This window comes from Plesiomonas sp. (assembly GCF_051652165.1).
In the GTDB taxonomy this organism is placed as follows: domain Bacteria; phylum Pseudomonadota; class Gammaproteobacteria; order Enterobacterales; family CAMTGL01; genus Plesiomonas.
On sequence record NZ_JBOFTR010000004.1, the window covers coordinates 455,394 to 469,471 of the forward strand.

Sequence of the window (14,078 nt, forward strand, 5' to 3'; positions counted from 1 at the left end):
CAATTTGATTCTGAACGCTTCGCTACACCGCTTAACTTTGTTAGTAGTTGTCCTGAAGATTTTCGTTCAATTGGTCATCATAAATATTTCTTTATTCTGGCTAGAACGCGCTATGCGTAATGTTTAACTTTAAATAAAAGATTTTCAGGAGACTAAAATGTCTAAATCTACTGGTACCGTTAAGTGGTTCAACGAAGAGAAAGGTTTTGGCTTCATCACTCAAGATAACGGCGGCGCTGACGTATTCGTTCACTTCCGTGCTATCATGAGCGAAGGTTTCAAAACTCTGGCTGAAGGTCAAAAGGTTTCTTTTGACGTTGAACAAGGTCAGAAAGGTCCTCAAGCAGCTAACGTAATCAAGCTGTAATTGAGCCTTCTTTAGTAAGACTTTTGTTTTACTAAAAGTAAAAAGCATCCCTAGGGATGCTTTTTTTATATCTACTGAACCCACTCTCTTTGCTTAGAATAAAAATACAGGGCCTTCATCGTATTACATAGAAAAAGCACCTATTCGGTGCCTTAGTTTATACAATCTCTCTTTTCTTATTGTCGTTTATTCACAACTCCCTGCTCTTCTTTCTCATCTTTTACAAACGTAATCACTGAAAAACCTAATGTCAGAAAGTAGTTATGCCGGAAGTCTTTTACTGCTTTTGAACCTTTTGATGTTGCAGCAACTTGTTGCTCCATCAAAATAAATGCTTTTAAATCAATACACTCGGCTTTAGCTACTGCCTCATACATATCGTGGTACTGTGTATAAGCAAAAGGAATTTCTTTTGTTTTTCCTTTAAATGTATAAACAATTCTGCGGGCCATTAAATTCCCCTGATAGCAAAACATTCACTATACTAAAATTTTTTATTAAATACAGTATTCTACTTTATTGTTTGATCTTATAACCTACGAGATTGCCAATACACTTGTCGCCAATACGGATTATTCATTGATGATTTCACCACGCCTGAAGAGGTTGATGCATGAATGAAGCTATTATCATCTGCATAAATGCCTACATGTAACCCATTAGGCCCTCTTCCGGTGCGAAAAAAAACAAGATCACCAGGTTGAAGTTCACTTTTCGTCACTTTAGCGCCTTTACGTGCTTGTTCTTTGGTTGTACGCGGTAGGCCAAGAGCAAAACGGTCTTTGAATGTTACTGAAACAAAACCAGAGCAATCAACACCTTGTTTTGTCATTCCACCAAGATGGTAGGGTGTTCCATACCAATCATCAAGCTGTTCATGTAGTGCAGCAATAACCATAATGGGATCACCGAGTGAACCTTTAATCGATGTGCTTTTTTTTACCGGAGAAGAGGAACATGCTGCTAATAAGAGTACTGTAATGGCTAAACTAGCAAAGCGAAATGGAAATACCCTAATCATATATCATTACCATTATTTTATTTTTTAAAACAGCCAGTAAGTGACAGTGTCACTTTATTCTTACTGACTTATAGTAACACCATAAATATGACAGCTGTTATGGTGTCAATAATATCTTCCGACCTTCAATGCTCATACACTTGAAAGGTACGCCATATGTTGATGATAACAATGCCTCAGTCATTATTGAGTCTGTATTTCCATATGCAATACACAGACCTTCTGATATGACCCACACATTATCAGCATTACACAATGTATGATTAAGATCATGCCCAGTCATAATAATAGTTACACCTTGTATTATTAATGTTTTTAGTAAATCATTAATAATGACTTGGTGCGCAACATCAAGAGCAGTCATTGGTTCATCTAAAAATAACAGCTTCATAGCAGGGTTGATAGTTGGCCAAACTTGCAAAAAAACAGAGACTAAACGAACTCGCTGCCACTCGCCCCCTGATAGTTGTGATATTCGACGCGGTAGTTTATCTGTTAATAGCAACTTATCAGTTAACATAATAATAGTCGTCTCAACAACAGATGATGCTACCCCCTGATAGTGTGCATAAATATATTGATACACAGGGATATCCATAGCAGGCAGTTGTTGCTGTACTAAATATCCTCGAAAACGCGCTAATTCATGCAGTGACAACTGTGTGATATCTTCATTTATGCCATTATCAATGTAACGTACACTGCCATTATCAGGTGTTAACATACCAGCCATTACAGCAAGTAACGTGCTTTTCCCTGCCCCATTAGGCCCAATTAAATGAGTTATTTTATTCGGCTCTATTTGCCCTGAAATATGTTTTAATCGCTTATTTAAACAAACGCTCAGTAACGTTAACATATATAACCTTATTGAGATGAAAATAGATGTATATTTATTTTATGCGTATTAATCTGTTGTTAATTGACTTAACAGCATCCAAACAAATAATGGTGCACCAATACTCGCAGTTACGACACCTACAGGTAACTCTGCTGCTTGTAATGATAACCGCGCCAATAAATCTGCAAATACCAAAGCTATTCCTCCACCAATGAAACATGCAGGTAATAAATAGCGTTGGTCAGTAAAACCAGCAAGGCGTAATAAATGGGGAATAATTAATCCGACAAAGCTAATTACTCCGGCTAACGCAACACTTGTTCCAACAATAAAAGCAACAGCAATAACAAGCGTCACGCGTAACCAACGAATATTTAACCCTAATTGCTTTGCTGATGATTCTCCCAACAAAAGTAAATTAAATGAGGCTGACTGCCGAAGTAACCAGGCTACTGGTAATAATAACAAGGGTAACATCACTAGCTGACTCCAGCTGACGCCACTAAAACTACCCATCATCCAATACATTAACTGGCGTAAGCTCAAATCATCACTTAGATATACCATCCATGTCATCATTGCACCGCTTAAAATACTAAATGCAACTCCCATTAACAGCAATCGTGCATTATTTAATCGTTTTACATGCGCGAGCCACAATAAAAACAAAGTAATAACCAGTGCCCCAATAATGGATAACAAACTCACTAACCAAATTGGAGGGAAACCATGAAACCACCACATCACAATAACGAGTAAAACCCCTGAACCATTTGATAACCCAAGTAGTCCAGGTTCGGCTAATGGATTTGCAAACAAATTTTGCATTGATGACCCAGCAATAGCCAGTGCACCACCAACACACAACGCTGTTATCATGCGCGGTAAACGCAATTCAAAAACCAGCATTTGCGCAATAGGTGTATTCCATTGCGTTGGCCACAACCACTGTTCACCCACCATTAAACTAAATAGCATCATCAACAATAAAATAGCACTCATCACAACTATTTTTTGACGACAGCGACGATGCTGTAATTCCATTAAAGAGTAAAAAGACATTAGGATTTAAGATTATTCTGTAAAAGAAGTGGAATAGAAATGGGGATAGCGGTCAGACATACACGCTGCCCTATTGCAACATTGAGATTAGGAAAAATAATGGTCTCTTGGGGTTGTTCAATGCAGTAGTTTATATCGCCATCAACAGCAAACCGATCACCATTTTGAAAAAAGGCAAAATTAGGGAGATCATCTAAAAACAAAAATCGAAAATCATCACTATTACGGCGAATCTCGCGATAAACAGCGAATACATTTACCTCGGCTACTGATTGCGGCCATACATAATCAATCTGACCACAAAAATTTATCAATTGTGTACGTAACAACGTTAATGCATGAGGGGCATTTTGCCCAAAAGGTGCAGCCTTACCCAGTTCAAGAGTAAATGCATGCGCTGAAAACTCTTTGCTTGAAAAGTAGCTAAAGGTTGTACTTGGTGCATTCATTAGTACGACCGCACTAATACCACAGGCCGATAAAAAAGCGAGTTGTTCTAAATTGTGAGCAGAATCATGTAAATAAGGGTAAATAGCAAATTTTTCATACAGTGAACTGCGTAAAGCAGTATGAAGATCATAGTGATAACGTGCCCGAGTTGCTCCACCTTCGCGAAAAAATCGATCAACATAGGCTTCGAGTTTTGCTGCTCGATCGCGTTCACGTGAGCGTCCACCAAGGTGTGCACCACTGAATAACCGGTTTAAGTTATCACGAACCTCACGTACATTGGCATTAATTGCTGCAGGATTACCAAATATAAACATCACCCGCTGATTTACTTGCCATTTTTCCAGCAGTAATGTCTGAACTAAATCAGATAACAGCTCGATAGGTGCGGTTTCATTACCATGTATACCACATGACAAAATAATATCGCGTTCAGAATATGTTTGGGGTGAAAATATAATAACCCCTGTATCCCAGATAGAGACTTTTGTACCGTTGTTTAACGTAAACTCACTAGCCGTTAAGTGCCACTCATTTACTAATGAAAGACTTAAAAAGTCACCATTTAACAACTCAACCAGTCGCATAAAAAACCTCCGTTGATGTCGCCAAATTTCGCACTGTTCAATTTTCGCCATCCTAGCGTAGAGCATATAACGTAAAATACGGTGCTCAAAGAGCGATTAAAAAAGGCTACCATAAATACGGTAGCCTTTTAGGGATAAATAGCACGATTGCTGAATAATCAGCATCTGAATATAGATGCACTAAAAAAATAAATAGCAGACAAATGCGCGCTATATACGCGCAATATCACCCTATTTACTCTTTTACATCCGTGCCTTCAACACGTGCCTTTAGTTTTTGCCCCGGTTTAAAGGTTACAACCCGACGGGCTGTAATCGGAATATCTTCACCGGTTTTCGGATTACGCCCAGGTCGCTGGTTTTTATCACGAAGCTCAAAGTTTCCGAAACCAGACAGCTTAATCTGTTCGCCATTCTCCAAAGCCTTTCTGATTTCCTCGAAAAACGCTTCAACCAGATCCTTGGCATCTCGCTTACTGAGTCCGAGGCTTTCAAATAGATTCTCTGCCATTTCGGCTTTGGTGAGTGCCATAGATTTAGTCCCTCAAGGATGCATGAAATCTTACTTTTAACGCTTCCACTATGTTAGACACAGCGTTAGCAATTTCCTCTTCTTCCAGTGTACGGGAAGTATCTTGCAGAACGAGGCTTACTGCCAAGCTCTTACAACCATCATTTATACCTTTTCCACGGTACACGTCAAATAAGTTTACGCCAACTAACTGATTTCCGCCAACTTTCTGACATTCATCAACAATATTTTGTGCTGAAACAGCTTCATCTACCACAATTGCAATATCACGGCGGTTTGCAGGGAAACGTGAAATACTCTGTGCAGAAGCGATCACACGTTGAGAGATTTTATCCCATTGCACTTCAAACAGCATAGTACGGCCGTTAAGATCCAGCTTACGCTCAAGCTCTGGGTGCAAAGCGCCTATCAGACCAATTTGCTCGCCATCTAAAAACAGAGCTGCGCTTTGCCCAGGATGCAGAGCGGGGTTAGATGTCGTTTGGAATTTAATATCTGCTAAACGTCCAGTTAGCTCCAGAACTGTTTCTAAATCCCCTTTTAGGTCAAAAAAATCAACCGTTTTGCTCTCTTGAGCCCAATGCTCACCATTACGATTACCGGTAATTAAACCTGCCAGCATCGTTTCTTGGCGAACACCGTTTTCTGCGCTAGCATCAGGAATAAAGCGTAAACCACTTTCGAACAAGCGAACACGAGGTTGCTGACGGTTTTGGTTGTACACCGCTGCGCCCAATAAACCAGACCATAGAGATAAACGCATTGCCGACATTTCAACAGAAATTGGGTTTGGCAAAATCATTGCTTCTTCATTTGGATGCAATAAAGCCTGAATTTTCGGATCAACAAAGCTATAAGTAATCGCCTCTTGATAACCACAATCTACCAATGCTGCTTTAACTCGCTTAAGCGGTAAGTTTGACTCTTTATGGTCATTCATACGCAACTCAGCCAACGGAGCTTCATTTGGAATATTGTTGTAACCGAAGATACGGGCCACTTCTTCGACCAAGTCCTCTTCAATTTCCATATCAAAACGCCAAGATGGCGCAATAGCCGTCCAACCGTCGGCTGTCTTGCTGACCTGACAACCTAAGCGGGTTAAAATATCAGTAACTACATTATCTTCAATAACATAGCCAATCAGCGAATCAAGTTTGTGACGGCGTAACGTAATAGTCGCAGCTTGTGGCAAATAGCTTGCAGAAGTCACATCAATAACAGGGCCTGCTTCACCGCCACAAATCTCAAGTAGCAATGCAGTGGCACGCTCTAACGCTTTATACTGCATGGCATGATCAACACCACGTTCAAAACGGTGCGATGAATCCGTATGCAAACCATAAGCACGTGCTCGGCCTGTGATGCTCAGTGGGCTAAAGAAGGCACATTCAAGTAACACATTTTGCGTATCTGCCGTTACACCTGAGTACTCACCGCCAAAAATACCGGCCATTGCTAGTGGTTGTTTATGGTCAGCTATAACTAATGTATCACTGCGTAATGTCACTTCGTTGCCATCGAGCAGTGTTAGCTTTTCACCTTCTTCTGCCATACGAACAACAATACCACCATCGATTTTGCTTTCATCGAATGCGTGCATTGGTTGCCCCATCTCAAGCAACATATAGTTAGTGATATCAACAACCGGGTCAATCGAGCGAATACCACAGCGGCGCAGTTTTTCCTGCATCCATAATGGGCTTGCGGTATTAAGGTTAATCCCCTTGATAATTCGACCTAAATAGCGCGGGCAAGCCTGAGGTGCATTCACCTTGATTGGTAGCACATTTTCAATGCTTGCAACAATGGGGTTAATCGCTGGCTCAGTCACCGGTAAACGGTTCAGTACACCCACTTCACGGGCGATACCCGCCATACCCAAACAATCAGCACGGTTTGGTGTTAAGCCGATTTCAATCGCGTTATCGTTGAGTTTTAGATACTCACGTATATCCATGCCAACGGGCGCATCAGCCGGTAATTCAATAATACCGTCAGATTCAACCGGAATTGCCAGCTCATCAAAAGAGCACAGCATACCCTCAGAGGGTTGCCCACGTAGTTTGGCTTTCTTTATTTTGAAATCACCCGGCAGCACTGCACCTACGGTTGCACAGCAGACTTTCAGGCCTTGGCGACAATTTGGTGCACCACAAACGATATCAATAAGAGTGTCGTTACCCACATCAACTTTAGTGACTCGCAGTTTATCTGCATCAGGATGCTGCGCACACTCAACTACATGCCCAACTACGACACCACTAAATGCACCGGCAACTGGCTCAACAGCATCAACTTCTAAGCCTGCCATGGTAATTTGTTCTGATAATTCTTCGGTGCTAATTGTAGGATTAACCCACTCACGTAGCCAAGATTCGCTGAATTTCATTGTATTCGACTCCCGAAATTATTTGAATTGCTTAAGGAAACGCAGATCGTTCTCAAAGAAAGAACGTAAATCAGTGACACCGTAACGCAACATGGTTAAACGCTCTACGCCCATACCAAATGCAAAACCGGAATACACTTCAGGATCGATTCCTACATTGCGTAGCACACTTGGGTGTACCATGCCGCAGCCGAGCACTTCTAACCATTTGCCGTTTTTACCCATAACGTCAACTTCTGCAGAAGGTTCGGTAAACGGGAAGTAAGATGGGCGAAAGCGAATGGTCAAATCTTCTTCAAAATAATTACGCAGGAAGTCATGCAAAATACCCTTTAACTGCGTGAAACTGATATTTTTATCGATCATTAAACCTTCAACCTGATGGAACATAGGCGTGTGGGTTTGATCATAATCGTTACGGTAAACACGGCCTGGAGCAATAATGCGAATTGGCGGCTCTTCATTTTGCATGGTACGAATCTGCACACCAGAGGTTTGCGTACGTAGCAAACGGCGTGCATCAAACCAAAACGTATCATGATCAGCACGTGCCGGATGATGGCCCGGAATATTCAAGGCATCGAAGTTATGGAAATCATCTTCAATTTCGGGGCCGTTAGCCACACTGAAACCCAACTCACCGAAGAAAGTTTCAATACGTTCGATAGTGCGTGTTACAGGGTGCAAGCCTCCGTTTTCAATACGGCGACCTGGTAGAGAAACATCAATAGTTTCAGCAGTTAAACGAGCATTGAGGGCAGCTGATTCAAGCAGATCTTTTTTTGTATTTAATGCATCTTGTACTTGCTGTTTAGCAAGGTTAATTACCTGACCTGCGGCTGGACGCTCTTCTGCTGGCACATTGCGTAAAGACTGCATTTGCAGAGTCATGTGCCCTTTTTTACCTAAAAACTCAACACGCACCGTATCTAGTGCCGCGATATCATTCGCTTGCTCAATAGCGGCCTGAGCTTGTGCAACTAATTCTGCTAATTGCTGTTGCATGTGTATTCCTCAATTACCCCATATAGGGAGTTGCTCGTAACTGTAACTTATCAATAAACAAGGATATTATCGTTTTCCTGTCTATTCACCAAATGCTAATACCCTATCATGATTAAATCAGCGTTTGCCGTCTTTAATACTGTGCCATTTTAGAGCGTTGTTCTATTATTACTGCTGTAAAATCTACAATTACCTAACAAAAAAGCCTCCCATTGGGAGGCTTTTTGCATTCGTCTTTCGTTTCTTTTCTCAACGCGAAGCAATCCTCCCTGTTTATTGGGGGATAAAGCAAAAAAAGAAACGAAAGATGATGCTGGAATAATAAGTCATTCTGTAATGTATTGGCTGTATCAGTTAACGCTTTTAAGTAAAAAAATAAGGGAGGCAATGCCTCCCTTACCTATTGAACTAGCTTATGCCAGTGCTGCTTTCGCTTTTTCTACCAGAGCAGCAAATGCTACTTTGTCGAATACTGCGATATCAGCCAAGATCTTACGATCGATTTCAATAGAAGCTTTCTTCAAACCGTTGATGAAACGGCTGTAAGACATGCTGTTCTGACGTGCTGCAGCGTTAATACGTGCAATCCACAGCTGACGGAACACACGCTTTTTCTGGCGGCGGTCACGGTAAGCATATTGGCCTGCTTTAATTACTGCTTGGAAAGCAACACGATAAACGCGAGAACGGGCACCGTAGTAACCTTTCGCTGCTTTCAGAACTTTTTTGTGACGTGCACGTGCAGTCACACCACGCTTCACACGAGCCATGGTTATCTCCTAATCGTCTTAAACCTGAAAAAAAAATGTTATGCGTACGGCAGACACGCTACTACCAGAACCAGGTCGGACTTAGCAACCATGGACTTGTGACGTAGGTGACGCTTACGAGTAGTCGATTTCTTAGTCAGGATATGACGCAGGTGAGACTGCTTACGCTTGAAACCACCAGAAGCAGTTTTCTTAAAGCGCTTAGCGGCACCGCGCACGGTTTTCATTTTTGGCATGAGTATCTACTCCGCATTGTTAATTGAAACGAACCAGCTAGGCGAGCTATGTTGGCATCGAAATGCCAACATAAACTACTTGTATATGCCTTACTGTTTCTTCTTAGGTGCGAGCACCATAATCATCTGACGTGCTTCAATTCGGCTCGGATACGATTCAACTACAGCAAGTTCTGCTAAGTCGTCACGGATACGGTTAAGAACTTCAACACCGATTTGTTGGTGAGCCATTTCACGACCACGGAAACGCAGTGTGATTTTAGCTTTATCGCCTTCTTCCAGAAAACGAATCAGGTTGCGTAGTTTGACCTGATAGTCGCCGTCATCTGTACCAGGACGGAATTTAATTTCCTTAACCTGAATAACTTTTTGATTTTTCTTTTGCTCTTTCGCAGCCTTGCTCTTTTCATAAAGGAATTTGCCGTAATCCATGATACGACAAACTGGCGGCTCCGCTGTAGGACTGATCTCTACTAGATCAACGCCTGCTTCTGCTGCTTTTTCACGAGCATCAAGGATGCTAACAACACCGATTTGCTCGCCGTCTACGCCGATCAGACGGACTTCACGGACGCGAATCTCTTCGTTAATACGGTTTGGTCGCGTCGGTTGAACTCGTTTTGCGCCTTTAATAAGCTTATTCCTCTAAAAGATTCAAATTACGGCTGCGAATTTCTTGCTTCAAATGAGCAATGAATTCGTCAACATTCATACTGCCTAGGTCTTTACCGCGGCGGGTGCGTACGGCGACTTGGCCGCCTTCCACTTCTTTATCGCCACAAACCAGCATATACGGTACACGCCGTAAAGTGTGTTCGCGGATTTTAAAGCCAATCTTCTCATTTCTCAAGTCTGATTTTACTCTCAGACCTGCAGATTGCAGCTTTTCGGTCAATTCGCGTACATAATCGGCTTGGTTATCAGTAATATTCATGATAACCGCTTGTACCGGTGCTAGCCATGACGGGAAGTACCCTGCGTACTCTTCGATTAAGATACCGATGAAACGCTCGAGTGAACCCAAAATTGCACGGTGAATCATGACTGGTACGTGGCGTTCGTTATTTTCACCAACGTAAGAGGCATTTAAACGACCTGGCAGTGCAAAGTCGAGCTGGATAGTACCACATTGCCATGCACGATCTAAACAATCATGCAGAGTAAATTCAATTTTAGGGCCATAAAATGCCCCCTCACCCGGTTGAAGATCAAAATCTAAGCCATTTGCACGCAGTGCTTCGGCCAGACCCTCTTCTGCTTTGTCCCATGTTTCATCGGAACCAATGCGTTTTTCCGGACGTGTTGATAATTTTACTGCAATATTCTGGAAACCGAAAGTACTGTAGACGTCGTAAACCATTTTAATACAATTGGTTACTTCTTCTTGTACTTGATCTTCAGTACAGAAAATATGGGCATCATCTTGGGTGAAGCCGCGTACACGCATTAGGCCATGCAGTGAGCCTGATGGCTCATTACGGTGGCAGCAACCAAATTCAGCCATGCGCAGTGGCAGATCACGGTAAGATTTCAAACCTTGGTTGAAAATCTGTACGTGGCCTGGGCAGTTCATTGGCTTAATGGCGTATTCACGGTTCTCTGATGAGGTGGTGAACATTGCTTCAGCGTATTTTTCCCAATGACCTGAACGCTCCCACAGCACGCGGTCCATCATGAATGGGCCTTTGACCTCTTGGTAGTCATATTCGCGCAGTTTCATGCGAACAAACGCTTCTAGCTCACGGAAGATAGTCCAGCCATCATTGTGCCAAAAGACCATACCCGGTGCTTCTTCCTGCATATGATACAGGTCAAGCTGCTTGCCGATTTTACGATGGTCGCGTTTTGCTGCTTCTTCTAAACGCTGTAAATAAGCACTTAGCTGTTTTTTATCTGCCCACGCCGTACCATAAATACGTTGCAGCATTTTATTGCTGCTATCACCACGCCAATATGCACCTGCAGTTTTTTGCAGTTTAAAATGGTGGCAGAAACGCATGTTAGGCACATGCGGGCCACGGCACATATCAACGTACTCTTCGTGGTGATACAGACCCGGCTGGTCATCACGCGCAATATTTTCGTCAAGAATGGCGACTTTATAATTTTCACCGCGTGTAGCAAATGTGTCACGGGCTTCTTGCCAGCTCACTTTTTTCTTGATGACATCGTAATCTTTTTTCGCCAGCTCAAGCATGCGCTTTTCAAGCTGATCTAAGTCTTCCTGACTTAAGGTACGGTCAATATCCACATCGTAGTAAAAACCGTGGTCGATGACAGGGCCGATTGCCATACGGGTGTCTGGCCACAACTGCTTGATAGCATGACCTAACAGATGTGCGCAGGAGTGTCGTAGAATTTCGACACCCGCATCATCTTTTGCCGTAATAATAGCAACGTGTGCATCTTGTTCGATCAGATCGCTGGCATCAGCCAGTTCACCGTTAATACGGCCGGCAATACAGGCTTTCGCCAGACCTGGGCCGATATCACGCGCGATATCCATAATAGAAACAGCATGATCGAACTGACGCTGACTGCCGTCAGGAAGGGTAATAACAGGCATAATGATTCCTTATTCTGCAGTGGTGACCCACACGAAAGATCACATACAGCTTTAATAATCGTTAATTTACAGTTTGTTGTGTATAAATCTAATAAACCATCACTACATTGGTACACAACTTAGTACACAGATGTTCTCTTGCTATATCTATCAATAGCCACCTGATAAGTTGATGTTAACACCAACAAAAGATCAATTGCACCCTTATGATGTGTGCAATATTTACCAATTGGTCATCAACTAACCGAATACGTGCTATTTCCTTACTCTATGCGTGAATTATCCAAACAAAAACTCGATTGCCAGGCTCGCTATCGGCCACAATTGCCTTTGCTACAAGCTTAAACTGTATGAACTACAATAATGGGAATAAATTTAAAAATGAGGTATAACACTACATTACATAAACGCATTGAAACACGACACAATGCATAACGTATTCACATCACTTTTTGTAAGCCAAAGCTTTTTGTTTATATTTAATACCACAATGTGCTCAATTGTGCGCTAATCCAGAGATTATACTTAATTAATATACGACTTGATTGAACTAACATAACACAGCGGTAACTTTTCCCTATCACTTTACGTAAGGGGTCATACTATGTGGCATACAGTCTGTACGTTGTTAAGTGAACACTTCCAATATACTTATGTGATTTCAGAAAAAACTGTGCTACGAGGGAGTGAGATATCTGAAAATTATCGAATTTCGAATGGGCATCACCCTGTTTTTGTTAAAGTAAATGATCTCACTACCCTATCGCAATTTCAAAGTGAATACGATGCACTTTCATTACTAAGTAGCACAGAAACCGTGCGTGCACCCACCCCTTATGCTGTTGGTGTATTCAGAAATAAAAGTTTTTTGCTCATGGAGTATATTGACCTTGCGCCACTCAATACGATAGATGCCGCAGAGTTAGGTGCTCAATTGGCTTGTTTGCACTTATGGGGTGAGCAGTTAAAATTTGGGTTTGATGAGGACAATAATTTAGGTTGTACTCCACAGCCTAATAGCTGGCAACTTCGTTGGGACACTTTTTTTGCTGAACAACGTATTGGCTGGCAATTACAGCTGTGCCAAGAAAAAGGCATTTATTTTGGAGATATCAAACAGATTGTATTATACGTTAGAGATATTCTCTCTGGGCATACGATTGAGCCCTCTTTACTGCTTGGAAATTTGTTAAGCACACACTGTGGAAGTTCATCAACCGGACCAGTGGTTTTTAATCCGGCTTGTTATTGGGGCGATAGAGAGTGTGATATTGCGGTAAGTGAGCTGGCGAATACGTTATTCACACCGTTACCCGCAACATTTCAGCAGGCTTATGAGCGTTTAAGCCCCCTTCCCGCTGGTTATAATCAGCGTAAGAGCATTTATCAACTTTATCATTTACTGAATTTATGCAATTTGTTTGGTGGACATTATTTAGCACACGCGCAAACCGTGATCGACCGAATGATTTTTCACTCTTGATATTGATATTTATCATGATGAATATACATAATATTGCATAGATAGTTGTACTATTTCAAAGGAGTGATGGAATGCTAAAGGCAGCCATATTTGATATGGATGGATTATTGGTTGATTCTGAACCGTTTTGGCAACAGGCTCAAATTGATATATTACGTCCACTCGGTGTTGATATTACATTACAAGATACACTATTAACGACGGGTGTACGTATCGATCAGATAGTTAATCTATGGTATAGCCGCTTTCCTTGGTCAGGTATCAGTAAAGAAGCTGTTGTTGCACAGATTGTTCAGCAAGTTGGTAATTTGGTTGCACGTTATAAGCCCATAATGCCCGGTGTAACAGATGTACTAAGCTTGTGCCATAAGTGTGATTTGAAAATTGGATTAGCTTCTTCTTCACCACTAGAATTAATTCATCAGGTACTTGAAGCTCTTAGCTTAACAGACTGTTTTGATGCTATTGAGTCAGCAAAATCGCTACCTTATGGAAAACCTCATCCAGAGGTTTACCTTAAATGTGCACAGGCCTTACATGTTCAACCAATACAATGCGTTGCATTTGAGGATTCACTACCGGGGCTCATTTCTGCTAAAGCTGCGCGTATGAAGACAGTCGTGATCCCTGAGAAACTATTATTAGATGATCCAAAATGGTCAATTGCTGATTACTGCTTGCCGAGTTTACAGTTAGTAAATTATTTGCATTTGAAATAGTATTTATGTGTATCCTAATTTGCCATGATATCAGGATACAACATTTA

The 14,078-nt window shown here is 41.8% G+C and carries 15 protein-coding genes and 1 other annotated feature; of the genes, 3 read left to right on the forward strand and 12 right to left on the reverse strand.

Annotation, left to right across the window (positions count from 1 at the left end; translation table 11 throughout):
• Window positions 1-157 precede the first annotated feature (157 nt).
• Complete coding sequence (gene cspE, locus ACRC53_RS04455) at window positions 158-367, forward strand: transcription antiterminator/RNA stability regulator CspE (RefSeq protein WP_438621967.1); 210 nt, start codon at window positions 158-160, stop codon at window positions 365-367.
• A gap of 176 nt (window positions 368-543) precedes the next feature.
• On the opposite strand, the gene ACRC53_RS04460 is transcribed toward cspE, so the two are convergent.
• The 12 genes from ACRC53_RS04460 to thrS all read right to left on the reverse strand — a co-directional run bounded on the left by ACRC53_RS04460 (window position 544) and on the right by thrS (window position 11,829).
• Window positions 544-819 (reverse strand): DUF2960 domain-containing protein, encoded by a 276-nt coding sequence (locus tag ACRC53_RS04460; RefSeq protein WP_438642351.1) that lies wholly within the window; start codon window positions 817-819, stop codon window positions 544-546.
• Between the two features lie 77 nt (window positions 820-896).
• The gene (locus ACRC53_RS04465) at window positions 897-1,388 is read right to left on the reverse strand and encodes an NlpC/P60 family protein (RefSeq protein WP_438642352.1); all 492 of its coding nucleotides are present in this window, start codon (window positions 1,386-1,388) and stop codon (window positions 897-899) included.
• 97 nt (window positions 1,389-1,485) lie between these two features.
• Entirely contained in the window at window positions 1,486-2,247 is a 762-nt protein-coding gene (btuD, locus tag ACRC53_RS04470) for a vitamin B12 ABC transporter ATP-binding protein BtuD (RefSeq protein WP_438642353.1), read from the reverse strand.
• A 48-nt stretch (window positions 2,248-2,295) separates the two neighbouring features.
• A complete protein-coding gene (gene btuC, locus ACRC53_RS04475) occupies window positions 2,296-3,291 on the reverse strand; it encodes a vitamin B12 ABC transporter permease BtuC (protein WP_438642354.1) in 996 nt (331 codons plus the stop codon).
• A complete protein-coding gene (gene astE / locus ACRC53_RS04480) occupies window positions 3,291-4,328 on the reverse strand; it encodes a succinylglutamate desuccinylase (RefSeq protein ID WP_438642355.1) in 1,038 nt (345 codons plus the stop codon). Before astE ends, btuC begins: the two co-directional genes overlap by 1 nt.
• A gap of 235 nt (window positions 4,329-4,563) precedes the next feature.
• Window positions 4,564-4,860: an integration host factor subunit alpha gene (gene ihfA, locus ACRC53_RS04485; protein WP_438621973.1), complete on the reverse strand. Its 297-nt coding sequence runs from the start codon at window positions 4,858-4,860 to the stop codon at window positions 4,564-4,566.
• Window positions 4,861-4,864: 4 nt separating this feature from the next.
• Window positions 4,865-7,252 carry a phenylalanine--tRNA ligase subunit beta gene (gene pheT / locus ACRC53_RS04490; RefSeq protein WP_438642356.1) on the reverse strand — a complete coding sequence of 796 codons (2,388 nt, stop codon included), beginning with the start codon at window positions 7,250-7,252 and terminating at the stop codon, window positions 4,865-4,867.
• Between the two features lie 18 nt (window positions 7,253-7,270).
• A complete protein-coding gene (gene pheS / locus ACRC53_RS04495; protein ID WP_438642357.1) occupies window positions 7,271-8,257 on the reverse strand; it encodes a phenylalanine--tRNA ligase subunit alpha in 987 nt (328 codons plus the stop codon).
• A 195-nt stretch (window positions 8,258-8,452) separates the two neighbouring features.
• Window positions 8,453-8,584: a sequence feature (Phe leader region), on the reverse strand.
• An 86-nt stretch (window positions 8,585-8,670) separates the two neighbouring features.
• On the reverse strand, window positions 8,671-9,027 hold the full coding sequence (gene rplT, locus ACRC53_RS04500; protein WP_438624108.1) for a 50S ribosomal protein L20: 357 nt from the start codon (window positions 9,025-9,027) through the stop codon (window positions 8,671-8,673).
• A 38-nt stretch (window positions 9,028-9,065) separates the two neighbouring features.
• On the reverse strand, window positions 9,066-9,263 hold the full coding sequence (gene rpmI, locus ACRC53_RS04505) for a 50S ribosomal protein L35 (RefSeq protein ID WP_010863568.1): 198 nt from the start codon (window positions 9,261-9,263) through the stop codon (window positions 9,066-9,068).
• A 90-nt stretch (window positions 9,264-9,353) separates the two neighbouring features.
• Window positions 9,354-9,896, reverse strand: a complete 543-nt coding sequence (gene infC, locus ACRC53_RS04510) for a translation initiation factor IF-3 (RefSeq protein ID WP_438642493.1) — start codon at window positions 9,894-9,896, stop codon at window positions 9,354-9,356.
• A 4-nt stretch (window positions 9,897-9,900) separates the two neighbouring features.
• The gene (gene thrS / locus ACRC53_RS04515) at window positions 9,901-11,829 is read right to left on the reverse strand and encodes a threonine--tRNA ligase (RefSeq protein ID WP_438642358.1); all 1,929 of its coding nucleotides are present in this window, start codon (window positions 11,827-11,829) and stop codon (window positions 9,901-9,903) included.
• 604 nt (window positions 11,830-12,433) lie between these two features.
• On the opposite strand from thrS, the gene ACRC53_RS04520 reads away from it, so the two are divergent.
• Together ACRC53_RS04520 and hxpB are read left to right on the forward strand one after the other, a co-directional pair.
• Entirely contained in the window at window positions 12,434-13,312 is an 879-nt protein-coding gene (locus ACRC53_RS04520) for a fructosamine kinase family protein (RefSeq protein ID WP_438642359.1), read from the forward strand.
• 71 nt (window positions 13,313-13,383) lie between these two features.
• Window positions 13,384-14,031 (forward strand): hexitol phosphatase HxpB, encoded by a 648-nt coding sequence (gene hxpB / locus ACRC53_RS04525; protein ID WP_438642360.1) that lies wholly within the window; start codon window positions 13,384-13,386, stop codon window positions 14,029-14,031.
• Window positions 14,032-14,078: the final 47 nt, after the last annotated feature.